Here is a 24,440-nt window from a genome sequence, read left to right as displayed (position 1 = left end):
CTGACGCCGAGGTAGAGCCGTTGACTCAAAAATAATAGCACAATATTATACTACAATAAAAGTGAACGGGGAGGACTGACTTTGGCATACGAAAACGCGGGCAAATTGCCCATAATGGACCGCAGGCGCTTCATCCTCATGACGGTGGCCGCCGTATCCACGGCTAAAATTCCCTCTGCCATGGCGCAGACTCAGGGCGTCACTGACAAGGTGATCCAGCTCGGAGGGGTGTTCGCACTTAGCGGTCCGGTCCGACTGATCACCGAACCTTATGAGCAGGCCGCCCGCGCCTATTTCGACAAGATCAACAAGGCAGGCGGCGTCAAGGGTCGCCAGATCGAATGGTTGATCGAGGACGATGCTTACCAGCCTGCTAAGGCGCTTGCCGGCGCAAAGAAGCTGGTCGAGCGCGACGGTGTTTTCCTGCTGTTCGGCTCCGTCGGGACCCCAACAACGGTGGCGATATCGACCTATGCCGAGCGGGCCGACATACCATTCTTCAGCCTCAACCCTACGCCTGAGACTTTGAAGACGACTTTCGCCCTAACCCCGAACTACTTCAGTCAGATCTATTTCGTCACCAAGCATGTTGTCGACAAGCTTGGCAAGAAAAGGGTCGCCTATTTCTATCAGAACGATGATCTGGGCGAGGCGGGGCGCAAGGGCTTCGAGAAGGCTTTGAGAGAGTCGGGCCTCGAGCCGGTCGCCGATGTGGGCTATGAGCGAGGCACGAACGATTTTAGCACCTATGTGCTTCGGCTGAAGGACTCCAACGCTGACGCAGTCGTCTCCATGAGCACAGCCGGTGCCACGGCGACGGCAATCAAGCAGGCGAAATCCGCCGGCTACGGTCCCCTTTGGGTGGCGGGCGCCGGTGGCAGCTCTGTCTCCATGCCGAAACTGCTGGGCGACGACGTTAATGGCGTCGTGTTCGCTAATGAAGTCGAATCTGCCTTCAGCGATGTCCCAGCCGTCCAGGAATTTCGGAAAGACTTGCTAGACCGCTTCCCAGGCGCGACCGTCGACTGGGGCGCGCTGGTGGGCTATGTGCATGCCGCGATGATGGTGGAAATCCTCAACGCGGCCACAGAGTTGACGCGGGAGGGCGTGATCGCCGCCGCCAACTCTGGCCAGCCCCTCGAGGTCGGATTGATGCCCCCGGTGACCTACACCGAAGAAAAGCACATCGGCGCCAACGGCGTTCGGATTTTCGAATGGCGAGACGGGAAGACTGTGCCCATTTCAGCGTGGCACACGATCTCATACGATTAGAGCATCACCATGTTCCGGCTCACAGCTTGCGCGTCGCCGCTACGCCACTTCGCGATGCGGGGGCTGTGAAGAACGCAAGCGGCACAGGGGTACGAATTCCTCCGCCGTCAGCGTCTCTTTCTCCAGAAGCAGGGCCGCTCCGGCGTCGAGATCGCTCCGGCGTCGGATGAGAATGTCGCGCGCCGTGGCATCAGCGGTCTCCACCAGATCGCGCACGGCGACGTCGATTTCCCTCGCCGTCGCCTCTGCCGCATTCGTCGGCTCCTGCGCGTTCGGCAGAAAACTCTGAACCCGCGGCGCATAGGTGCGCTGGCCGACCGTCGGATCCATTCCGTATTTTGTCACCATCTCGATGGCGATCTCGGTGGCACGCTGCAGGTCGTCGGCAGCACCTGTCGAAACATCCTCGTCGAAGATCAAGCGCTCCGCGGCGCGCCCTCCCATAAGCACGGCAATTCGGTTCTTAAGGTCGCTGGCGGCCAGCAGGAACCGGTCCTCGGTCGGTCGCTGCATCGTATAGCCGAGCGCCCCGACCCCTCTCGGAATGATGGAAACCTTCTGCACCGGATCGACCCCAGGCAGGCTGGAGGCGACCAGCGCATGCCCCATCTCGTGAAAGGCGACCCGTCGCCGCTCCGGCGGGCTGAGGACGCGGCTCTTCTTCTCGACGCCGGCGACGATCCGCTCGATGGCAGTGGTGAAATCATCGAAGGTCACGGCCACGGCCATGCGTCGCGTCGCTGCGATCGCCGCCTCGTTCACGAGGTTGGCGAGATCTGCCCCCGTGAATCCGGTCGTCAGTCCCGCAACTTTCTGGAGACTGACATCAGGCGCCAGGCGGATCTTTCGGACATGCACCTTCAGGATCTCCAGGCGGCCGAGACGGTCCGGCCGATCGACCAGGACGTGGCGGTCGAAACGTCCGGCGCGCAGCAGTGCGGGATCGAGAATCTCGGGGCGGTTGGTGGCGGCCAGCAGGATGACCCCGACGCTTGGATCGAAGCCGTCGAGCTCCGCCAGGAGCTGGTTCAGCGTCTGCTCCTTTTCGTCATAGCCGCCAAAGGCGCCTGCTGCCCTGCTGCGGCCCAGGGCATCGAGCTCATCGATGAAGATGATGCAAGGTGCAGCCTTGCGGGCCTGCTCGAACAGGTCGCGCACCCGCGCTGCGCCGACACCGACGAACATCTCCACGAATTCGGAGCCTGAGATCGAAAAGAACGGCACCCCCGCCTCTCCGGCAACGGCGCGCGCCAAGAGGGTCTTTCCCGTGCCCGGCGGCCCGACGAGGAGGATGCCTTTGGGCAGCCTTGCGCCAAGCCGGCCATACACTTTCGGATCCTTGAGGAAGTAGACGACTTCCTTCAGCTCGAACTTCGCCTCCTCGACACCCGCAACATCGGCGAAGCTGACCTTAGTGTCCTTTTCCACATAGACCTTGGCGCGCGACTTGCCGATCGACATCATCCCACCGAGGCCCTGGCGATCGGCCATGCGACGAAAGACGAACACCCAAAGAAGGTAGAATAGAAAGGCTGGCACCGCCCAGGACAGGAGGGTTTGGATGAGGCCGCCTGTCGGAACCCCGGTGACCACTACCCCCTTCGCTGCCAGCTTCTCCGCAAGCATGGGCTCGACCCGTGCGGTGACGAACGCCGTGTTCCCGCTGGGCAAGGGCGCCTTCACCCTGCCCTGAATGGTATCCTGCCCCACCGCCACTTCTGCGACCTTCTCTTGGTCGACGAGCTGTTCGAACTGGCTGAACGGAATCGTATCGACATGGCTGTAGCTTGCCCACGCCCATTGCAGCAGCAACAGGCCCATGCCGGCCGCAATGAGATACCAGGTGACGATGCTCTGTCTTCTCGAGGACGAATCCTGGGCCATGGAGTGGCGTCCGTTCCGAAACTCTGGTTTCCGGCAGCCGATCCGGTTCGAGGACAGAATGCTGCCCGAACACTGCATCACCATCGCGACTGCGGGGCTTTGACCTCTGTCAACTCGAGCGGACCGTGGGTCAGCATGTCGCTTTTAGGGCGTCCCCTTCGCGCCAGCCAGGCGGCCATCGACCACTTCGATGATCCGATCGCAATGTTGGGCCAGATCGAGATTATGCGTGACGATCAGGAACGTCGTGGATTGCTCGCGATTGATCCGTCGCATCAGCTGAAGGACATCCGTCGCTGATGCCGTATCGAGATTGCCCGTGGGCTCGTCTGCGAGAACCAGCGCCGGCCTCATGGCCAGCGCTCTGGCGATTGCCACCCGCTGCTGCTGTCCGCCCGACATATTCATGGCCCGGTTGTTCCGCCACTTGGTGAGGCCCACCCTGCCCAGAAGCTCGTCCGCACGCCGTTCCATCTCCTGGTCGGGCCTGCCGCGGTCGACGAGCATCGGCATCATCACGTTCTCGGCCGCGGTGAAGGCCGAGATGAGGTAATGATACTGGAAGACAAATCCGATCGTCCGACCTCGAAGTTGGGTCAGATCCGCATCCGCGAGACGCGTCGTGTCCTCTCCGGCAATCAACAGCCGCCCGGATGTCGGCCGGTCGAGGAGCCCGATGATGTTAAGCAGGGTGCTCTTGCCGGATCCGGAGGGACCCATCACCGCAACAAATTCGCCTTCTGCAATGGTGAGGTCGATCCCATGCAGCACCTCTGTCTCGACGGGCGTTCCAACACCGTAGGATTTGCGGATCTTTTCGAGCACGAGGACGTCAGCCACGGATTGCCTCCACCGGATCCAGGCTGGCGGCACGCATGGCAGGCGCAATGGCGGCAGCCACGCCGGTGACGGTGGCGAGAGCGGCGGATGCAATAAACAGAGTGGGCTCAAGGACGAGGGGGAAGAGTTCGGAGCCGTCTGCCTGCCGGGCGTAATTGTGCCAGACGACCAACCCCGCCGCACCCAGTGCCGAGCCCGCTAAAGAGCCGGCAAAACCGAGAATTCCGCCCTGGATCAGGAAGACGCGCAAGACCTGGCCGCGTGACGTTCCCATGGCGCGGAGAATACCGATGTCGCGGGAACGCTGGATCACGGAGACGACCAGCACCGCCGCGATGCCAAAAGCCACGGACAGCCCCACGAAAAGTCGGATCAGAGTGTTGGTGGTCTGCTGCGCCCGCACCGCCGTGAAGAACTGGGCATTGGTCTTGATCCAGCTTTCGGCCTGGACCGGCACGCTCGCCTCAATGTCCTGGGCGATCGTCTCCGCGCTGTAGATGTCCTTCACGGTGATGTCGATGGTGGTGACGCCGCCGATCAGGCCGAGCAGGCTCTGAGCCGTTCGCAGAGCGACGAACGTGCTCCGCTCATTGGCTCCCTTGTTTCCCAGATCAAAAATGCCTCGGATCGTCAGGATGCGAGCCCCTCCTGACCCCGTGGTCACATTGAGCTTGTCTCCGAGACTCGCACCGAGATCATTGGCGAGTTCGGTTCCGACGAGGATGTCGTCGGTGCCGAGGGTCGTCTGCCCCGCAACGATATAATCCGGAATGCGGACGATCTTGAAATAGCGCTCGGGGTCCATGCCGGTGAGGGTGATGCTGCGACTTGCATCGCCCCGGATTGCCAGCGCCGCTCCTGAGACCGTGGGAGAGACCACGACGATATCGGGTCTTGCCTGCATCTCCGCCCGGATGGCCTGCCACTGGTCGATCGATCGGACCCTCTGTGTGGGGCGCTGGACGATGGCGCCCTCATGGACGCCGGGGCCGAAGAGCGGGCGCGCGACCTCGTCGGGCGTCACGAGCTGGATCTGCGGTTGCGAGGTGAGAACCCGCTTGATGAAATTGGCCTGCAGGCCGGCGAGCATCGCGGACATGAAGACGATCACGCCGACGCCGATGCCGATGCCGGTGAGAATGAAGGCCGTCTGCATCCGACCCTCGGCAAGAAAGCGGGTTGCGGCAATCACCTCGAACGGCAGCCACCGGTTCATGGCGTGACCGGCCTGACGGCTTGTCCCGCCTTCACACCCGCGGCCACTGGAATGAGTTGATCCCCAGGAGCGACGCCCTCGAGGACCTCCACCATTTCGCCGGCCCGCAGACCGAGACGGACCCTCTGGCTCCGCGCTCTGCCCTCATGCACGGCCAGGACGAACGGCGCATCAGACGAGGGGTCATGGACGACCCTCGCGGGAACGATGAGGGCCCCCTGCCGGTGATCGACCTCGATGTCCACGGACACGGTCATGTCCTGTCGCAGATAGGCTGGAGGATCAGCAACCTCGAGCTTCACCTCGACGGAGGCCCGCGTGATGTCGATCGCGGGGTTGATATAGGCGACACGTGCCGGGAACCGTTGATCCGGATAGGCGTCCGCAGAGCCGATGGCGTCTTGGCCCAGCCTTATGAGACCAAGGTTCTTCTCGTCGATCTGGACGACCAGCTGGACTTCGCCGTCGGGTGCCAGCACGAGCAACGTCTTGCCCGGCTGAACAACCGTACCGCGCTCAACGCTGCGACGGATGAGAACGCCATCGCGGGGCGCAGTGATGGTTGCATAGCTGAGACGGGCCCGGGCGCTGGCGAGATTCGCCTGTGCTTGATGGAGCTGCGTCTCCACCATGACGTAATCGCTGCCGCCAGGACTTGATGTGAACACCTGAAGCTCCGCGGCCCGAACCACGGCCTGCGCGACGCCGAGGGTCTTCGTGGCCTCGTCAAGGGCCGCTTGGGTATTGTACCCGGCATTGGCTAGCCGCTCCGCGCGCCGGAATGTCGCTTCGGCATTAACAAGATTGGCGCGGCCCTGTTTCAGCGCCTCGGCAGCCGCCGGTCCCGTCACCTCGCTCATTTGCCGCAGTCGGGCTTCAGCTTGGGCCAGCGCCCCCTGGGATTGAACCATCTGCTCTTCGAGCTCGGTGGCATCGAGCGCGATCAGCTTCTGGCCCGCCTTGACGGTCTGGCCCTCGTCGACGAGGACCTCTTTGACAATACCCGTGATTTGGCTGCCGATATCGACGCGATAAGGTGTTTCCACATTCCCGCTCGCGACGACGGTCTTTACAAGGTCACCTCGAACCGCTGGATAGACCACGACGTCCGGCCCGATGGTGAGGCGCATCATCAACAGACCGGCACTCCCGATGACGAGGATGACGGCTGCAATCAGCCATTTGCGGCGCCACAAAGCTCCCCAGCCCTTGGGCCCGGGACCATGATGCAAGTGGGTGGCGGGAAAGCTCGTATTCGTCTGATCCACGAAAGCCTCGTATCTACGGCCTTCCCTTTACAGGCGCTCGGGCCGGCACCCCTTGCGATAGATCATAAGACCAACCTCATACCAATCAGCGATCGGTGAGTGCCCGCTTCAAGCGGCGAATGATCACATTACGGGCGCGCTCGTCCGCCGCCTGGGCCACGGAGTCATTGATGTCCAGGATCAGTTTCGAAAGGTCATTGTGCCAATCGAGATGGCCAGCCTGGTCGGGAGGAATTCTGGCCGGCCGATCCGACGCTATGGGCTGGGCAACCGGCCCCGAGAGGTCGAATGCCTCATCGAGCGCGGGAATGAAGACCGGCAGGTCCGCCATCGGCCCTTTCACTCGCTGCTTCAACGCTTCCAATGCGTCTTGCTCGCCGTGAACCAGAAACAGGTTTCCAGAAATCGGCCGCCGCGCCGTGATCCAGGAGACGAGTTCGGGGCCGTCTGCATGCCCCGAATAGAGATCCAGCGAGCGAATATGGGCGCGCACCAAGATCTCCTCTCCCATCAGGCGCACCTTCGTCGCTCCTTGCAGCAGGATTCTGCCCAAGGTGCCCTGCGCCTGATAGCCGACCAGCAATATCGTTGCCTCCTCGCGCCACAACCAGTCTTTGAGATGGTGGCGAATGCGTCCTGCTTCGCACATACCGCTGGCAGCGATGACGATATAGAAGCTCCGAACACGGCTGATGGCCTTGCTTTGTTCAACCGTATCCGTAAAGCGGACATTATGGGCATCGAAGGCACGCTTCAGGGCAGGTCCATCGGCCAGCTCTCGGAGATGCCTCTGGAAAACCATGCTAGCTTTCGACGCCAGAGGCGAGTCGATGAAGATCGGAACGGTCGGAACCTCGTTCGCCTCCATCAGATGAATGAGGTCGACGAGCAGCTCCTGTGTCCGCTCCACGGCAAATGACGGGATGAGCAGGGCTCCCCTCGAATGGTAGGCGTGGTCTACCTCCGCCTTGAGGCGCTGCCGCCGCACCTCAGGGGAGATCTCCGGCCGATCCTCATCGCCATAGGTCGCCTCGCAAATGATGTGATCGACGCCCTCCGGCCCCTCCGGCTCCGATTGCAAAAGCTTGTGCCCGGGCCCGATATCGCCTGAGAAGAGCAGGCGTAGAGGGTTCTCGTCATCTCTTGAAATCTCGATCTCTACCGATGCGGAACCCAGCAAATGACCCGCATTCCAGAACCGGCATCGGATGCCACCGGCAACCGTGACCCAGTCGCCATAATCCACCCCACGAAACTGGGTCAGGGTCATCACGGCCTGCTCGGCTGTGTAGATGGGCGATACGTCATCCAAGCCGCGACGGGCATTTCGCCGGTTGAGCTGCTGAACTTCCATCTCCTGGATGTGGCCCGAGTCAGGAAGCATGACCGAACACAGATCCATGGTGGCTCGGGTCGCAAAGATCGGTCCGTCGAAGCCGTCGAGCACCAATTTCGGCAGAAGCCCGCTATGGTCTATGTGAGCATGCGTCAGGACGACTGCCGTGACCGCTTTAGGGTCGAAGGGAAAGGGGCGGTAATTCAGTCCTTTCTCGGTCTTGGCCCCTTGGAACAGTCCACAGTCTACCAGAAGGCGCGCCCTGGGCGTCGTGATCAGGAAGCACGACCCCGTAACGGCTTGGGCCGCGCCATGGAAGTGGAGTTGGATGGAGTGTCCCCCCAGCGGGTGGGGTATCTGATGCGATGGCATTGCCTGGACCGGGATGCGGGTGAGAAATAATAGGTCACTAAGGCTTCACCGGACAGCGCGGGCTCATTGACCTGACGGAATTAACTGACGCATGTCAGCCTGGTCCAACCAGGAACGGAGAGATTGATATAAATCAACCGTGGCCGTTTTAACATCTCGGGACTGCGCCCAGGCCCAGGAACGACGCTCGAATTCAAGTGCATAGAGCGAGATCGTATCGCGCCCCCGCCTGCACGTTTGAAGCGGAGAGTGATGTTCGCCCGGTCCGCTAGCCACTGTAGGAAAGGCGAGTGCTCAAGAGATCGACAGCTGTGACCCTTGGCTGAATGCAACAAATTTCCGGGGGAGCAACTGACGAGCCTGTCAGAACCCGCACGCTATGACCTTGTAGCCGAGCTTTGGCCGCCCATTCCAAAGCCTTGCTGACGGCTTCTTCGAGTGAGCAAAATTCATCGAAATCGCGAGCCATGAACCGGATTGTCCACACTCTGCCTTTGCGACGTACGATCAACTGCTTCATCTGCCGGCTCCCTATTGCACCTCAAGACGAAACCGGGAAGCGGCGGAACGCCTTGATGCAGCGCAATGTGCCCCCTCCCCCGAACGGATAAGGATCACGGCCGTTCCCCTGGTCTCCTCAGAAGACGCATTGGGCAATCGATACCCGCTCTTTGTTGTTTGCGTTGAATGGCAGTGAGCTTCTCGGCGCTGGTGTTGCTCATCACCTGAGTCGACAGCTTTCCGACCACGAAGAGCGTGAGTCCGAAGATCGTGAGCAAGCGCCCATGCTAAGAAGATCAGAACTGTCCTGGAACGTTGTTCCCCTCACAAATCGGCGAGAAGATAAATTAAACCTCCCAAGCAGAAGGATTAATATGTTGCTGTACATACAGGCTCTGCCTTGCACAAGTTGATGGCTATAATATTAGTTGCAGTCGCGTCGATTATTTGCGCACAAGCTGAGGCAGCGACGCTGAGTGCTAGAATTGATCGCTCAGAGCAATTGATGTCGGTGTTCGTAGATGGACGCCTGCAGTATCGATGGCCCGTTTCAACGGCGAGGCGAGGCTATAGGACTCCAGAGGGTACGTTCCATCCCACACGACTGGAACGTGTCTGGTACTCTTCGCGGTACGAGAATGCGCCAATGCCCCATGCCGTGTTCTTTCATGGCGGCTATGCGATTCATGGCACCCTCGAGATACGAAAGCTAGGGCAGCCTGTCTCGCACGGCTGCATCCGGCTGCATCCCTCCAATGCAAAAGCATTCTTCGATCTGGTGGTCCATTACGGCGCAGCGAACACATTCATCAAAATAACTCAGTAGGATTAAGGTCTCCAAGAATGCCAGTTGGAGCGCAGCGAGAGTTCGGATCGCCACAGGCAGAATTCACGGTGAATGCGGCGACTTCGCTGGACGGGGTCCCGGCCGAGCAGACCTGCTCGTCACGAGCCGGACTACAGGACGTCTAAGGCTTTTCAGGTGTAATCGCGGTGTTAGCGCCCATGCTATCGAACGATGATGCAGGTGCAGGGTGCGAGTTGAGCGATCTTATGCGAGACGCTTCCCAGGAGCAGGCCGGCGAAGTCACCGAGGCCACGGCTGCCCATGACGATGGTGTCGACACCGTGCTTCTTGGCCGTCTCGATGATCCGGCCAACCGGGTCCCCCTCTGAGATCATTGGCTCAACACGCAATACGCCTGCACTGCGGCACTTCTGTTCGGCGTGGGCCAACATTGCGTCCGCAGCTCTTCGAAGAACATCGGCTTCGGTCAGTCGGATCTTCTCGATCCGCTCAAACTCTTTCGCGCCTGCGGGAATGATGTCTCGACCATGCGTCTGCTGGACATGCAGTAAAATCAGCCGAGCATCGGCCGAAACGGCAAGTTTGATCGCGTAGTCCAGAGCCTTGTCGGCTGCTGGGGAGCCATCCGTGGGATGCAGTATGACTGTGTCCATTGTGACCACCTTTGCATCCGGCTAGCTCCCCCGCCAGATCGACGCGCTCTTCCTTGTCTGCCCGCGTGCCGGCAGCCTTGGGAGAAGAGATTAAAGCGCCTGCACTTATTTTTTACCGGCCGACGGTGAGGTGGTCCGTGACCAATTTGACGCCGGTCGCCGACCAGGCTGCGTGTTCGACGGCATCGTGCTCGTCCCAGGTATCAACTTTTCCCTCGAGGGTGACTTTGTTCCCATCGACACTGACCCGGATCTGCGAAGCCTCGACCTTGGCGCGCCGCTTCAGCGCCTCTTCGATCTTTCGCTTGACGTCAGTAGACTGCACCATCGGCTTGAGGGTGATGTCGTTGATGACACCCGTCACGCCCGTCATTTTGCGGACCGCCAGTTCTGCGGCTTTCCGCTGAAACTGCCAGGGCACCTCCCCTTTCAGGGTCACGAGTCCATGATGCACGATAAGCGTGATGGTCTCATTCGGGATGGTCACGTCCCACTTGAGAGCGTCCAGCGCCCGTTTGGCGATTTCGTCGTCTGAGGTCTTCGCCTCACCGGGGTAGCGCACGTCGATCTCTTGCGCGATCGCTCTCACCCCGCGCACTCGCCGCACCGCGGCTTCCGCGGCAAGCTTTTCGGCGTAGCTGCGGACATGGCCGGTCAAAGTGATCACACCATCGTCGACGGCCACACCTATGTTAGCAGCATCGATGCTCGGCTCGAATTCCAGCTCATCCAAGATGTCCTGACGCAACTGAGCCTCTTTCATGACCATCCTCCATTCAAGAAAGATCCTGCGGTCCCCAAAGATCCTGCCTCGCTGGATTGAAGACGGCGAGCTTTCAGTGAAGCACAATTCAGACGCCGGCAAATTGATATATGTCAAACGACACTCCCGATGGAGAAATCTTTATTATTCGAAAATTATGGCGGCACCTGATAGTCAAATTTTATAGTTATGGCTCGCACATCTTCCCATTCCTTGCGAGTGCCGGTTTTAGCAAGATCTTCTATTATCCATTGATTCAGATCAAGAAGAGGACGGCAAGGGGATGATCTAAGGGACAGGCAAATAACTCGGCCAATTGTCGGCTTAAGGTCCTCCCGATCACATTGCAGGTCCGTCGGCTCAGCAGCATTGGCCAGTTTGAAACAGGAGAAGAGACAATGGCTGAAGCAGCAACCAAGCTCCCAGAAAAGACCGGAAATGCGCCCTCACCAGCGAGCCACGGTGCTTGGGCTCCGCTTGAAGCGCTCCGCCGAGAGATTGATCATGCCTTTGAGAACTTCGGAGTAAGGTCCTGGCTGCAGCCATTCGGCGGCTTGGCCGCTGAATCCGAATTGTCGTTTCCGCGTCGGGTGATGAGCGACATCGCGCTGGCGGTCAACATCGTCGAACGGGACAAGGACTATCAGATAACCGCTGAGCTCCCAGGCCTTGATCAAAAAGACGTCGATGTGACGGTCGCCAATGACACATTGACGATCAAAGGCGAGAAGAAGGAAGAGAAGGAAAAGCGGGAGCAGGATTATTACCTGTCAGAGCGCCGATTTGGCTCCTTCCTGCGGGCATTCCGTTTGCCAGAGGGTGTCAACGCCGACAAGATTGAGGCAAGTTTTGCCAAGGGGATCTTGACGGTCACCCTGCCGAAAGACCAGAGCGCCAAAGCCAATCAGAAGAAGATCGCGGTTAAAGCAGCGTAGGATCTGCAGCATGCAGGGGAGCATTGATCGACCAGACTGTCTTCCCTGGATTGATGCTCCTCCTAAAGACCCCGAGAGTCGGAGGGAGCTCTCCATTAGCGCCAAGTGGACGAGATCTGCGCCCACTTGGTGCATAACCTGCTGGCCCTCAATGGAGGCGCCATACTGGACGAAGGTCGTCAATTTACTTGGGATTTGGCTGCATTCGGGGTCTGAGCGCCTGTCCCCGACCGAGGCAGGAGCGCAGACCCGCTGAGCTCGGTCCACCCAAGACCGCGTGCCTATGACAAGGATCAATGCGGGGTCGGTCCATCCTCACAACATTGCAGCTTCAGCGGCAATAAACCAGTGATCGAGTTTCCAGCGGATGTCTCAGATCCTCACCCTAACACTCAATCCCACCATCGACATTTTCAGCGACGTCGAAAGCGTGCGCCCTATTCGCAAGATGAGAACAGAAAACGCGCGCTATGATCCGGGCGGCGGCGGGATCAACGTGGCACGCGTGATCAATAGGCTGGGAGGCGAAGTCGAGGCCGTATTCCTCGCCGGGGGCATGACCGGCATGTGGCTGGATACGCTTCTGGGGAAAGAGGATGTGCCGCGCCAGAAGATCGAGATCGCCGGGGAGACCCGTGTAGCCTTCGCGGTAAACGAGAAGGCCAGCGGTCTGGATTATCGTTTTGTGCCGTCTGGTCCAATGGTCACAGAAGCAGAGATCGGCACGTTCATGGACGTCGTCCGCGCCTTTGATGGTGGCTATGTCGTGGCGAGCGGTAGCCTGCCGAAGGGCTGTTCCGCCGATATTCTGATTGAGATTGCCAGGGCCGCCTCGGGCAAGGGCGCGCGCTTCGTTCTCGACAGCTCCGGTGAAGGCCTGAAAGCGACACTCTCCCAGGCCAAGGTCTACCTGGTGAAGCCGAGCCGCGGGGAACTGGAAAGCTATGTGGGGCATGCCCTCGATGATGCTGGTGTTTCAGAGGCGGCAGCCGACCTCGTCCACCGAGGCGTCGCAGAACTGGTGGCGGTGACCCTGGGAGCGCAGGGCGCCGTCCTGGCGCATTCCGACGGCGTCATCCGGGTCTCGGCACCGCAAATTAAGGCGCGCTCGACTATTGGCGCCGGTGACAGCTTCCTGGGCGCCATGGTCTGGGCCCTGTCCCGGGGATGGCTCTTGGCAGACGCGCTTCATCTTGCTGTTGCCGCAGGGGCTGCAGCGATCACCAGACCCGGAACCCAGTTATGCCGCCGGGAGGATATTGTCTCTCATTATCCCCATTTTCCGAAGCTCGAGCCCGTGCGCTGAGCGGCAGATCGAATGACATCGATCATGACATCGATGATGCGCTCCACCCATGAAGGGTGATCAGGAAGCGCTCGGAATGCGCGGCGAACTGCGTCAGGCCGGTCAGGGCTGGTTCGCGGTCGGTAATCACAAAGGTGGGGATTTGCCTGATGATCTCCGCGAAGGGCATCTTCCTCTCAAACGCCTGGCGGAAGGGACTCTGTCTGAGAAACTCAACCATGCGCGGGGCGATTCCGCCACCCATGTAAACCCCTCCCGTTGCGGAGAAGATCAGCGCGAGATCACCGGTAAACCGCCCCAGGAACTTGGCAAATTGTGTGAGTGCCGCATGGAAGGGGCCGTCTTGCGCGCGCATGCCGGCGGCGACGATCTCAGCCGGCGTCACAAGAGCGGGCGGGTTGCCGCGCTGTCGTTCCAGAGCCTCATAGAGGCGCAGAATTCCAGGCCCCGAGAGAAGGGATTCACTGGTCACGCGATCATGGACTCGCTCCAGATAGGGCCAGAGAGCAAGCTCCCCTTCTTCCACCGCACCAAACTCGGTGTGACCAGCTTCGGTCGGCAGAACCGCAAACCGGTTTTCGAAGGGCACGAGGGCAGTCGCCCCCATGCCGGTGCCCGCACCCAGAACCAGTCTCGCCCCTGCATCGCCAGGGAGTTCGGGTCCGAGTGGCGCCAGATGATCCGGACCGGCAAGGAACGGGAGAGCCATCGCCACCGCCGCATAGTCGTTCATCAGCAGGACGGATTCGGCTCCGATCGCGCGGCCGATCTGCCTTGAGTCGATCGTCCAGGAGGCATTGGTCAGATGCACCACCGCCGCATTCACCCGCGTCGCAACGGCAAGAATGATCGTTCTGGGCTTCTTGTCTGGGTGGGCTTTGAGATAAGCGCCCATGGCCTCGACTGGACCGGCATGGCCTGCCACCGGACGCTTGACCAAGGCAATGGGCGCGTCCCCTTTCTCGGCAACGAAGGCAAAGCGCGCGTTTGTGCCGCCGATGTCTCCAATCAAGAGAGGATAGGTGATCGTGTCCGTCAATGGCATGAGGTTTCAACTGCCTAACTGGTCGTGCCCATCCGCATTGCGCCGGACAGGTGTTCGGTAAACACCAGAATAAGGCGTCACGTTCAAACCCGAAGTACCCTCCAGGGCAAGAAAGTGAGCCGCCACATACTCTCCGGAGGGGATTGGATTATCGGCTGAGGCCCAACTCCGCCTCGGCGCGCGCGATCCGGGTTTTGACAGGAGCGAAGCTGTCCGGGCTCACGGAGACGGAATCGATGCCGCATTGGACTAGGAATGCCGCGAATTCGGCGTCATCGCTTGGCGCCTGACCGCACAAGCCGATCTTGGCACCGCAGGCGCGGGCCTCTTCGATCACCCGAGCGATCATCCATTTCACGGCAGGATCGCTTTCGTCGAACAGATCCGCCAATGCTGCGGAATCCCGGTCGACGCCGAGGGTGAGCTGGGTGAGATCGTTGGACCCGATGGAAAAGCCATCGAAACGCTTTGCGAAGTCCTTCGCCAAGATGACGTTGGAGGGGACTTCGCACATCACGAAGACCTCCAAGCCGTCCTGGCCACGAGCAAGGCCAGCGCTCGCCATCACCTCGAGCACCTGGTCTGCCTCCTGTAACGAACGGCAGAAGGGGATCATCACGACGACATTCCTGAAGCCCATGACGGTGCGAAGCGTCTTAATGGCCTCGCATTCCAGCTTGAAGCCCTCGCGATAATTGTCCGAATAATAGCGACAGGCGCCGCGGAAGCCGATCATCGGATTGGCTTCCTGCGGCTCGAACTCGGCGCCGCCAAGCAGTCTGGAATACTCATTGGTCTTGAAGTCGCTCATTCGAACGATAACCGGCTTGGGGTGGAACACGGCGGCTATTCTTCCGAGACTGCGGGAGAGCACGTCCACGAAATAATCCGTCTTCTTCTCGTAACCCCGCGTAAGCGCCTGGATTTCGGCCTTTGCGGCCTCGTCCTTCAGGCGGTCGAAGGAGACGAGGGCCATCGGGTGAACCCGAACGGCATTGCTGATCACAAACTCCATCCGCGCCAAGCCCACACCGTCGGCCGGAAGCCGCCACCACCGGAAAGCGGCGCTGGGATTGGCAAGGTTGAGCATCACCTCGGTTTTGGTCGACGGCAGGTCGGCAATATCCAGAATGTCGATGTCGAAGACAGCCTTGCCGTCATAAACGAAACCTTCATTGCCCTCCGCACATGAGACGGTGATCTCCTGTCCTTCAGCCAGGCATTGCGTCGCACAGCCCGTGCCGATGACCGCAGGAACGCCGAGCTCACGGCTGACGATTGCCGCGTGAGAGGTGCGACCGCCATGATCGGTGACGATGGCCGCTGCCCGCTTCATGATTGGCACCCAATCGGGATCCGTCGTCTGCGTCACCAGGATCGAGCCGTCTCGAAAGCGGCCGATGTCGGCGGCCGTTTGGATGAGGCTCACCCGACCGCTGACCACGGCATCGCCGATCGCCTGGCCCGTCGCGAGCCGGGCGCCCTTTTCAGTAATGCGGTAGGTTTTGAGGATGCCCGCCTCCCGTCGCGACTGCACGGTTTCGGGTCGGGCCTGAACGATGAAGATTTCCCCGGTCTCCCCATCCTTTGCCCATTCGATGTCCATCGGCTGCTGATAGTGGGACTCGATGGCCATAGCCCACCGTCCGAGCGTCAGTGCCTCGTGATCATTAAGGACATAGCTGTCGCGTTCGGCAGCGGAGGTGGACACATTCCTCGTGGGCGTCTCACCCGTGTCATAGATGAGCTTGAGCTCCTTGCCGCCCCGCTTCTTCTCGATGATCGGCACAAGCGTCGAATCGGCGAGCAGCGGCTTGAACAGCTGATATTCATCGGGATCGACAACGCCCTTGACCACATTTTCTCCAAGGCCCCAGGCGGCATTGATGAGAACCACGCGGTCGAAGCCAGTCTCCGTGTCGATCGAGAACATCACGCCGGCGCCACCAAGATCGGACCGCACCATCTGTTGGACGCCCACCGAGATGGCAACCGCCATCTGGTCGAAACCCTTGGCCCTGCGATAGCTGATCGCGCGATCGGTGAAGAGCGAAGCATAACAGCGGCGGCAGGCATCCAGCAGGCTCGCCTCTCCATGGATGTTGAGGAAGCTTTCGAGCTGGCCGGCAAAACTCGCCTCGGGCAGGTCCTCGGCGGTGGCGCTCGAGCGCACCGCGACTGCAATGCTCTCAGTTCCTACTCGTGCCGAGAGCGTGCGGTATGCGGTGAGGATGGCCTGAGCGACATCCTCCGGCCAGGCGCTCTCCAGCAGGAGAGCCCGAATGCTGCGGCCCGCGTCCGAAAGAGAGGTTCGCCCAGCGTCGAAGCCGGCCACGAGGCTGGAGATCCGGTCCCTGATGCAATTGCCGTCGAGATAGCGCCAATAGGCGCTGGCGGTGAGCGCAAAGCCAGGCGGTACAGCGATGCCGGATGCGGTGAGCCCTTGTACGAGCTCGCCGAGCGAGGCGTTCTTGCCCCCAACGCTCGCGATATCCTTGCGACCGACTTGTTCGAACCAGAGGATCGGATCGTCTGTCCCAGGCATGAGCCCCACTCCCTTATCGACGACACCGCGACAGGCAATGCCCACGGAGGACAGAAGATAGAAGGATCCCAAGGCGACGCCTTGACTTCGCGCAAATCCCTCCGGGGCTCCAGTTTGACATCGAGGCGATCGGATCGGTTTCCGTCATCTGCACCGATAAGACGGGCACGCTGACGCGCAATGAGAGGGTCGTCGCCGCGGCCGAGACGCCGCAGGGTATCTTCGAGATCACGGGCGAAGGCTATGCGCCCGAGGGGAATGTCACGCCTGCGGGAAATCTCGCGCGTCTCGCCCGGGCAGCTGCCCTCTGCAACGATGCAGCCCTGTTGCATCGCGACGGGAGCTGGGTGGTTGAGGGTGATCCGATGGAAGGGGCCCTTCTCGCCTTTGCGGGCAAGGTGGCGGGGGATCTTCGCAGCGCTGGGCGCAGGTTGGATGCAATCCCGTTCGATTCACGCCACCGCTTCATGGCTGTGCTGACCGAAGGTGCGGAAGGCCGCCTGACCCACGTGAAGGGCGCCCCCGAGCAGGTTCTACGGATTCGCGATTATCGAGATCGAAAAGCAGATCAGGCTGCGCGTGAGATCATAGAACGGGGCGCCCTGGACCACGTTTGACCCCCTGAAGTGTGTCGGCAGGGTGTCCCGCCTCCGGTTTGGACAAGACGCTGAACGAGCCGTCGGTCTCGAGGACCACGGCCTCGATGCCGGAGAGCTCCGAATGGCCCTGCGCCCGGATCGCCGCGAGAATCTCCTCTTCTGTGACCCGCTCCCGGCGGAGCATTTCGCCCAGAAACGCGCCGCGGAAGAAGAGCATGCTGGGCTCGGCTTTGACCAGGCCTTGAACCCACGCCCACCGGAGGCTTGTCCAGGTGATCAGGTATTGGAGCAGACAGAGGACCGTGAATGCCAGGAGACCTTCGAGGAGAGCGACATCGCTGCTCATGAGCGTGCTCGCAAGGGTCGAGCCGAGCGCGACAGTCACCACCAGATCGAAGGCGTTCATCTTCGAGAGCGTCCGTTTTCCTGTCAGGCGCAGGAGAACGATCAGACCCCCATAGGCGAGGATCCCCACGACGATGATGCGCCAGAGATCGAACCAATTATCGAAGAACATCTCTTCTCCTCAGCGGGCGCCGGCCCAGGGCGCATCCCCCCCCAACGATGAGCGGGCCGCCCTAGGCTTAATGGCCAATCGCCGAGAAGGTTCGCCCGTCTCAGTGAGATTTCCTGAAAGGAGCCCGCTCAGGGTCTGAACTGTGGCTTCACATCGCTGCGCATCAGAGTGCGCGCCAGCATCGAGCCGAGTGCGGCATCGACGGCCTGATCCGCTCGGGGCGCGCCCGCCTTCCGAAAATTTAGTTGAGCGACTGTCCAATTAAGGCCTATCTTCCTCTGATTGGCCTGGGGAGAGCGGATGCGGGCGGTTCGGACGCAACATGCGACGGCGAGGTGTGACGCGGTTTACATGCCCCTCATCAGCGACGGCTCGCGCACGAACGCGGGCCCACGACTTTCCTTCGATGCCAAGCCTTCGCCGGCGCCCGCGCTCTGCGAGGGGCAGAGACCCGGGTCGATCAGACACAACAAGGAGGGAGTTCCATGACAAGATTGCCCGTCAATCGCCGTGGGTTTCTGGGCGGCTCCGCGGCTCTGATCTCGGCACTGACCCTGCGACCGAGCGCATCCTGGTCCGTGGAGGGCGGGATATTGCGCATCCGTGAGGAAGGCGACATCGCCAATCTCGATCCCATGAAGATGGCAGGCCTCACCGAGGAGGTGGTCATGCGCGGCATCTACACCACCCTGGTCACACTGGGGGACGTCCGAGACGGCTCGAAGCTCTCGAACTGGGCGGCCTCCAGCATGGAGCAGGTCGATCCCACCACCATCAAATTCGTCCTCAAGCCGGGTCTGAAATGGTCGGGCGGCTTCGGCCCCGTCACCCCCGATGATGTGAAGTTCTCCTACGAGCGCATCGCCGATCCGGCAAACGAATCTCCCTGGAAATACCAGTTCGAGAAGCTGGACAAGGTGGAGGTCATCGACGACCTGACCGGGCTCATCAAGCTGAAGGAGCCCTTCGCACCCCTCTGGTGGATGTCCCTGCCCTGGTATGGCGGCCACATCATCTCGCGCAAGGCGACGGAGAAGGTCGGCGGCAGCTTCACCACGGAGCCCCCGGCCGTGTGCGGCCCCTATGTGATGGCAGAATGGCAGCCGAAGCAGAAGATCGTGCTGCAGGCAAATCCCGATTGGCCGGGTCCCGCAGCGGCCTTCCCGACGGTTGAGATCATCATCGTCGAAGACAATGACGCAGCCCTGCTTGCCTATGAGGCCGACAGCTTCGACTACACCAAGGTCAACATGTCGGCGACAGAGCGTCTCAAGAAGAGCCCCCTCCCCGACACGAAGCTCATCGAAGCGCAGTCCTCGCGCTATGTCTGGCTGACGGTGAACATGGAGCATCCGAAGCTCCAGGACCCCCGGGTCCGCCAGGCGCTCCAATACGCCTTCGACGGCGCCTCCGTGATCACCGGGGCTTACAACGACCTGGTGCCGCGCTCCGCCGGGCTGGCGCAGCCAGGCACCTTCGGCGCCCGCGACAAGAACATCATCGACACGCCCGACTATGAGAAGGCCAAGGCTCTCCTGGCCGAGGCCGGCGCTTCGGATCTCGAACTCGAGCTCGCGGTGATGAACACCTCCACACCCATGGCGATCGCTCAGATCATCCAGGCGACCATGGCTCAGGCCGGCATCACCATTTCCATCATGCCCTATGACGAAGGCGTCTACTGGACCCTCGGCGATCAGGCCAGCGGCGAGACCTACAAGACGCTGCAGCTGGTGCTGATGCAGTTTTCAGGCGGCATCGATCCCTCCGAGAACATGGTGTGGTTCCGCCCCGACCAGGTCGGCGTGTACAACTGGTCGCGCTGGAAGTCCGACGCGTTCGAGAAGCTCTACCAAGAGGGCCTGGTCGAGCAGGACCAGGCCAAGCGCGCCGAGATCTACAAGAAGATGCAGGATCTCATGGAGGAATCCGGCGCATTCATCTTCATTACCCATGAGCCGCTGGTGGCTGTCTATCGGGACTTCTTCGAGCCTGTGGTCCTGGCGGACACCTTTCTGAGCCTGCCGCAATGCAAGAAGGCCTGAGGGCCCGGACGCAGCGGGCGGGATCGAGGCGCCCACGGGGAAGCCTCCGCTGACCAGATTGGCTTCGATTTAGATCAAATTGAAGCCAGTTCGTCCAAGCTTAACGGAAGGATTGCGCCGGCCAGAGCCGTTTCGTTAAGAATGTCGTAAAGCAGATGATGAAACTTGGCGCGGCCGGCGGAGATGCCGGTTGCTCTTCATGCGCATAAGTGCTGAGAAATACATCTCGTGAACTGCTCGGCAGGAAAACTCGCGTCGCAGCAAGGCGGCTTGGGTAATACATCCGAGGAGATTGATCTGCGGAAGACCACCGCGGCATGTGCCGTCGGTTGGCCCGCAAGGGGGTAGCGTCATGAATTGTCTAGCTTTCCAGCCGAAACTTCTGTTGTCGGGCCTTCTTCTGACCGTGCTGATGATCACCGGGGCGCAGGCCCAACAGCCGACAAAGGCTCAGCAGAGCGCCATCCGCGCGTCCTGCTCCAGCGATTTCCAGGCCAACTGCGCCGGCGTCTCGCCCGGCGGCCAGGAGGCGCTGCAATGCCTGCAGACGAATGTCGCAAAACTGTCCGCAGCCTGTCAGTCGGCAGTGAATGCAATCGGCGGCGGCGCGGCCAGCGGTGCGACCCCTGCGGCACCGCCCCCCGCAGCAGCCACGGCCCCCAGCGCGCCCCCGGCGGCGACAACGGCCGCCCCTGCCCCGACGGTCGCCCCCGTGATGCTCACCCCGCGTCAGGAGCTGGCCCTGGTTCGGCAGTCCTGCGGCCGCGACGTGCGCAGGCTGTGTGCCGGCGTCCCCATGGGCGGCGGCCGCGTAGCGGCGTGCCTTCAGGCGAACGCCGCCGCGCTCTCCCCCGGCTGCCGCGGCGCCTTGGCCTCCATACGGCCCTGAATGTCTCGCCCCCCGGCACCCGTCATCGGAGCCGGGGGGTAATCTCGCCGAGATCTGAGCCTGGCCCGAGGGGAGTAAGGCAGAATGGGGCTGTTCGGTGGTCTTCTGGGGCATGGCACGGAAGTGGATGCTGCAAAGCTTGCGCAGCGCCTTGATGGCGTGCTGCTCGATAATGAGCAGGTGCATGTCGCCTTCAAGGTCATCCGCGATCTCTTCGTCTTCACCAGCGCCCGTCTTATTCTGATCGACGTTCAGGGTATCCGCGGCAAGAAGGTCTCCTATCTCACGATCCCCTACCGGGCGATCACGCGCTTCTCAGTGGAGACGGCCGGCACCTTTGACCTTGAGGCGGAACTCAAGGTCTGGATCTCCGGGAGTGACAAGCCGATCGAGCGCACGCTGACCAAGGGGACCGACATTCGCGGTCTCCAACGCGCGCTCGCTTGGGGTGTCTTGAAATGAGGACGCGGGGGACACCCTGGCGTTGACGTCAGTTCGCCGGCGGTGTGCCCGGCAGGAACGGGAACGGAGTGGCGTCCGCAAAGCGGCCGCTCACTTCGCCCGAATAGACCTCCCCATGCTGAAGGATCAGCTTCTTGACGGGGCTTCCGGCTTTGAGCTCCAGCTTCGACAGATCGACCCAGAAGGTGTTCGGCCGCGTGGCGGAGTCGAAATAATAGATGAGGTTCTTCTGGTCCGAGACCGTGCGCCAGATCGTCGACGAGATGTTGGGCTCTTCGGGCGTGGTGATGCCGAGGGGCACGCTGACCGCTCGCTGCACGCTCATGACCCCGGCCACGGCCTGATATCCGTAGGACTGCATCGGCACCCCGGCGATGTAGTTCTTGTCGAGCGTGCGCGGAATGGCATCCAGCAGGAAGGAAGCCCGGGCGAAGCGGTCCGCAGCCCTGTTGGTGCCGGGAAGGAAGACGAGCCCTCCGATGTTTTTCCAATAGGCATTGAGGGCGAGCTGCTGGTCATAGGCGGGCGAATTGGTCATGACCGTGAACTGCTTGCCGTGATGGATCACGAGCTTGCCCTCGATATATTCGAAGATGGCCGAATCGCCGGTCGCATCCGAGAGTGAGAGATGCAGCGCCGCCGGCGACCCGTTCGGCAAGGTGGGGGCCAGTAGGTTGAACGGATCGGCCTCCAGATGGCTGACTGCCTCCGCGACGGTGGCGAAATTGTCGAGGGCATATTGCGCCCAGGTCGAGATCGACAAGTAAGGTCGGGCCGCATCGGGCGGGGTATATTGCGACTCGGCCAGATAGAGCAGATTGGCGACCAGCCCCTTTTCATTCATGCCGTCGGTCGTCCCCGCCTCATAGCCGGAGACGATGACGCTGCCATAGCTGGAGGTCCACTTCAGCGACTGCGCTCCCGCAGCGCCGTCTCGGGCCATTCCCGCCGGGAACACCCAGAGATTGGAGGCCATGTCCTCCTTCCAATCCATGTTGCGGCCGGTGATCACCACATTCTCGGCCCCGACATAGAGCGTGCGCGTACAGGCTGCGGCGGGATGCGAGCCCACGAGGCTCGCCAAGGCCACGGCAATGGCGGCCTGAACTCTGAAATGTCTGCTCCGCATCGTCCGGTTCTCCTCGGGCTTGTTTTAAGGCGGGTACAGATGATCCGCATCCCTGAACGAGTGTAGCACGTCTGCCACCCATGTGACTGGCATCCCATTTCCCAGGAAACTGCCGACAGTTTTGAGGGTCCCAGGGAACGGAAACGCGGCATCATGAATTGTTTCGCCGCCAAACGGGTTTGCCGGCTGACTGTGACGAGGGCTGGGAGCTCGGAGGGACGGCGAGGCGACGCCGCTCGACCGCAGGATACGATGATCGTTCGTCCTCAAGACCACCCCCTCCACCCCTTCATTTGGCAGCATAGCATGACCACCAAAATCGCAATCATCGGCTCGGGGCCGACCGGCATCTACACCTTGCGCGGTCTGATCGATTCAAAAATTCCTTTGTCGATCACGATCTTCGAGTCGGAAGCCGATCCCGGCAAGGGCACTCCCTATCATCCCGACATGAACGATCAGTCCATGTTGGCAAACATCGCCAGCATCGAGTTTCCGCCGATCCGCGAGACCTTAGTGAACTGGCTGCGCCGCCAACCGGACGAGGAGCTGACCCGGCTCAAGGTGAACCGCGAGACCATCAATGTGCGGGAATTCTATCCGCGGCTCGTGCTCGGCGAATATCTGGAATCCCAGCTCCGGGGGCTTCTGCAGCAGGGTCGTGAGCGCGGCCATGTGATCGATGTGAAGGCGCGCCACCGTGTGATCGACATCGAATTGGCAGAGAGCGAGATCGCGTTGACCGTCCGCCTGCTGGACGGGGAGGAACTGCGCTCCGCCTTTGATCATGTGGTGATGGCCACAGGGCATGATTGGCCGGAAAACACCGAGATCAAGCCGGGCTATTTCATCTCCCCCTGGCCGGCCTCAGCGCTGAAGGCCATCCCCAGTGGCTCCATCGGCATCCTCGGCACATCGCTCAGCGCCATCGATGCCGTGGTGACCGTGGCGACGGCCCACGGCATGTTCATGCTGGATGCGGGAGGACGCCTCGAATATGCGCCAGCCCCCGGAACCGATGCCTTCCACGCCACGATGATGTCCCGCAAGGGGCTGCTTCCCGAGGCCGACTTCTACTGCCTCCTGCCCTATGCGCCGCTCCAATATTGCACCCCGGAGGCCATCGACGCCCTCCTTGCGTCCAAGCGCCACGACCTGCTCGACGACATTTTTGCGCTGTTCAAGGCGGAGCTCGCCGCAAGTGACCCCGACTATGCAGCGAAGATCGGTTTGAGTCTGCTGACGGTCGAGACCATCGCCCCCGCCTATTTCGCAGCGCGCGAGGATCAGGATCCTTTCGTCTGGGCCGCTCTCAATCTCGCCGAGGCCGAGCAGAACAAGATCGATCGCTACACCGTGCCCTGGCGCTATGCGATCCTGCGGATGCATGAGGTGATCGCCCGTGCCATCCCTCACCTTGATGACGTCGATCTCGGCCGCTTCCACAAGCACTTCAAGTCCATCTTTGTCGATGATTATGCGACCGTACCGCATGAATCGATCAAGCGGCTTCTGGCGCTGCACCGCGCCGGCAAGCTGGACGTGCTGGCACTCGGCAACGACTACACGATTTCGACCGACGCGGTGGAGCAGGGTGCCGTGGTGAGTTCCGGCCAGACGGTCACGTACGATGCATTTATCGACGCAACCGGCCAGCAATCCATGTCGGCTCGGGACATTCCCTTTCCGACGTTGCTTGCCCAGGGCGTAATCCGCAAGGCGGCGACCCCGGAAGCAGATGCCATCATCGATGACGCAGGCGAAAGCATGGTCCGCACTGGCGGCGTCGATCTGGACGATGCGTTTCGTCCGATCTTCGAGGCCAATCTCAGCAACCGCCTCTATTGCGTGGCGATTTCCTTCCTGCTGTACAAGCTGCCTTTTGTTCAGGGCATTACCAGCGCCTATGAACTGGGCGGATTGGTTTCAAGCGCGATTCTGAGCGATATCCGTCTGGAGACGTCCGTCGCGGCCTAACACGGGCTCGAAAGCCATTTGAGGCATGGCGACAACGGTGCTCTTTTTTCGGAACGATGAACATCCATAGAGGTTGCT

At 61.0% G+C, this 24,440-nt stretch carries 20 protein-coding genes; 9 read left to right on the top strand and 11 right to left on the bottom strand.

Translation table 11 applies throughout. The features are described from left to right. Window positions 1-81 precede the first annotated feature (81 nt). Window positions 82-1,272, top strand: coding sequence for an ABC transporter substrate-binding protein (locus FKM97_RS06325; RefSeq protein WP_144291529.1), 1,191 nt, complete (start codon window positions 82-84; stop codon window positions 1,270-1,272). Between the two features lie 39 nt (window positions 1,273-1,311). Here FKM97_RS06325 and ftsH read toward each other — a convergent pair whose 3' ends face one another. The 5 genes from ftsH to FKM97_RS06300 form a co-directional block, all read right to left on the bottom strand. Next, entirely contained in the window at window positions 1,312-3,156 is a 1,845-nt protein-coding gene (ftsH, locus tag FKM97_RS06320; RefSeq protein WP_144291528.1) for an ATP-dependent zinc metalloprotease FtsH, read from the bottom strand. Window positions 3,157-3,300: 144 nt separating this feature from the next. Next, window positions 3,301-3,996: an ABC transporter ATP-binding protein gene (locus FKM97_RS06315; protein WP_144291527.1), complete on the bottom strand. Its 696-nt coding sequence runs from the start codon at window positions 3,994-3,996 to the stop codon at window positions 3,301-3,303. Then, window positions 3,989-5,212 carry an FtsX-like permease family protein gene (locus tag FKM97_RS06310; protein WP_144291526.1) on the bottom strand — a complete coding sequence of 408 codons (1,224 nt, stop codon included), beginning with the start codon at window positions 5,210-5,212 and terminating at the stop codon, window positions 3,989-3,991. The genes FKM97_RS06315 and FKM97_RS06310 overlap by 8 nt, the downstream gene beginning before the upstream one ends. Continuing rightward, a complete protein-coding gene (locus tag FKM97_RS06305) occupies window positions 5,209-6,444 on the bottom strand; it encodes an efflux RND transporter periplasmic adaptor subunit (RefSeq protein ID WP_246104975.1) in 1,236 nt (411 codons plus the stop codon). The genes FKM97_RS06310 and FKM97_RS06305 overlap by 4 nt, the downstream gene beginning before the upstream one ends. 121 nt (window positions 6,445-6,565) lie before the next feature. Then, window positions 6,566-8,188 carry an MBL fold metallo-hydrolase RNA specificity domain-containing protein gene (locus tag FKM97_RS06300; protein WP_144291525.1) on the bottom strand — a complete coding sequence of 541 codons (1,623 nt, stop codon included), beginning with the start codon at window positions 8,186-8,188 and terminating at the stop codon, window positions 6,566-6,568. 913 nt (window positions 8,189-9,101) lie between these two features. Here FKM97_RS06300 and FKM97_RS06295 point away from each other — a divergent pair. Next, the gene (locus FKM97_RS06295; protein ID WP_144291524.1) at window positions 9,102-9,515 is read left to right on the top strand and encodes a L,D-transpeptidase; all 414 of its coding nucleotides are present in this window, start codon (window positions 9,102-9,104) and stop codon (window positions 9,513-9,515) included. A gap of 182 nt (window positions 9,516-9,697) precedes the next feature. Here FKM97_RS06295 and FKM97_RS06290 read toward each other — a convergent pair whose 3' ends face one another. Together FKM97_RS06290 and FKM97_RS06285 are read right to left on the bottom strand one after the other, a co-directional pair. Further along, entirely contained in the window at window positions 9,698-10,150 is a 453-nt protein-coding gene (locus tag FKM97_RS06290; protein WP_144291523.1) for a universal stress protein, read from the bottom strand. Between the two features lie 112 nt (window positions 10,151-10,262). Beyond that, window positions 10,263-10,913, bottom strand: coding sequence for a BON domain-containing protein (locus FKM97_RS06285; protein WP_144291522.1), 651 nt, complete (start codon window positions 10,911-10,913; stop codon window positions 10,263-10,265). Window positions 10,914-11,257: 344 nt separating this feature from the next. On the opposite strand from FKM97_RS06285, the gene FKM97_RS06280 reads away from it, so the two are divergent. Together FKM97_RS06280 and FKM97_RS06275 are read left to right on the top strand one after the other, a co-directional pair. After that, window positions 11,258-11,848, top strand: coding sequence for an Hsp20/alpha crystallin family protein (locus tag FKM97_RS06280; RefSeq protein ID WP_342783541.1), 591 nt, complete (start codon window positions 11,258-11,260; stop codon window positions 11,846-11,848). 367 nt (window positions 11,849-12,215) lie between these two features. Continuing rightward, complete coding sequence (locus FKM97_RS06275) at window positions 12,216-13,154, top strand: 1-phosphofructokinase family hexose kinase (protein WP_144291521.1); 939 nt, start codon at window positions 12,216-12,218, stop codon at window positions 13,152-13,154. A gap of 22 nt (window positions 13,155-13,176) precedes the next feature. On the opposite strand, the gene FKM97_RS06270 is transcribed toward FKM97_RS06275, so the two are convergent. Continuing rightward, a complete protein-coding gene (locus FKM97_RS06270) occupies window positions 13,177-14,199 on the bottom strand; it encodes a glucokinase (protein WP_144291520.1) in 1,023 nt (340 codons plus the stop codon). A 148-nt stretch (window positions 14,200-14,347) separates the two neighbouring features. Further along, a complete protein-coding gene (ppsA, locus tag FKM97_RS06265) occupies window positions 14,348-16,744 on the bottom strand; it encodes a phosphoenolpyruvate synthase (protein WP_144291519.1) in 2,397 nt (798 codons plus the stop codon). A gap of 65 nt (window positions 16,745-16,809) precedes the next feature. Between ppsA and FKM97_RS26640 the strand changes: the two genes are divergently transcribed. Continuing rightward, a complete protein-coding gene (locus FKM97_RS26640) occupies window positions 16,810-17,361 on the top strand; it encodes a hypothetical protein (protein ID WP_342783545.1) in 552 nt (183 codons plus the stop codon). Here FKM97_RS26640 and FKM97_RS06255 read toward each other — a convergent pair. Next, the gene (locus FKM97_RS06255) at window positions 17,330-17,860 is read right to left on the bottom strand and encodes a DUF421 domain-containing protein (RefSeq protein WP_144291518.1); all 531 of its coding nucleotides are present in this window, start codon (window positions 17,858-17,860) and stop codon (window positions 17,330-17,332) included. The two genes, FKM97_RS26640 and FKM97_RS06255, sit on opposite strands and share 32 nt — an antisense overlap. Before the next feature lie 485 nt (window positions 17,861-18,345). Between FKM97_RS06255 and FKM97_RS06250 the strand changes: the two genes are divergently transcribed. The 3 genes from FKM97_RS06250 (at window position 18,346) to FKM97_RS06240 (ending at window position 21,256) form a co-directional block, all read left to right on the top strand. Beyond that, window positions 18,346-19,905: an ABC transporter substrate-binding protein gene (locus tag FKM97_RS06250; protein WP_144291517.1), complete on the top strand. Its 1,560-nt coding sequence runs from the start codon at window positions 18,346-18,348 to the stop codon at window positions 19,903-19,905. A 352-nt stretch (window positions 19,906-20,257) separates the two neighbouring features. Next, window positions 20,258-20,794, top strand: a complete 537-nt coding sequence (locus FKM97_RS06245) for a hypothetical protein (RefSeq protein WP_144291516.1) — start codon at window positions 20,258-20,260, stop codon at window positions 20,792-20,794. An 84-nt stretch (window positions 20,795-20,878) separates the two neighbouring features. Further along, window positions 20,879-21,256, top strand: a complete 378-nt coding sequence (locus tag FKM97_RS06240; RefSeq protein WP_144291515.1) for a PH domain-containing protein — start codon at window positions 20,879-20,881, stop codon at window positions 21,254-21,256. A gap of 28 nt (window positions 21,257-21,284) precedes the next feature. Here FKM97_RS06240 and FKM97_RS06235 read toward each other — a convergent pair whose 3' ends face one another. After that, window positions 21,285-22,385, bottom strand: a complete 1,101-nt coding sequence (locus FKM97_RS06235) for a linear amide C-N hydrolase (RefSeq protein WP_144291514.1) — start codon at window positions 22,383-22,385, stop codon at window positions 21,285-21,287. A gap of 306 nt (window positions 22,386-22,691) precedes the next feature. Here FKM97_RS06235 and FKM97_RS06230 point away from each other — a divergent pair, with 306 nt between their 5' ends. Next, on the top strand, window positions 22,692-24,362 hold the full coding sequence (locus FKM97_RS06230) for an FAD/NAD(P)-binding protein (RefSeq protein ID WP_144291513.1): 1,671 nt from the start codon (window positions 22,692-22,694) through the stop codon (window positions 24,360-24,362). Window positions 24,363-24,440: the final 78 nt, after the last annotated feature.

Source organism: Rhodoligotrophos appendicifer (genome assembly GCF_007474605.1).
Classification (GTDB): Bacteria; Pseudomonadota; Alphaproteobacteria; order Rhizobiales; family Im1; genus Rhodoligotrophos; species Rhodoligotrophos appendicifer.
This window is presented reverse-complemented; position numbering and strand designations above follow the sequence as displayed.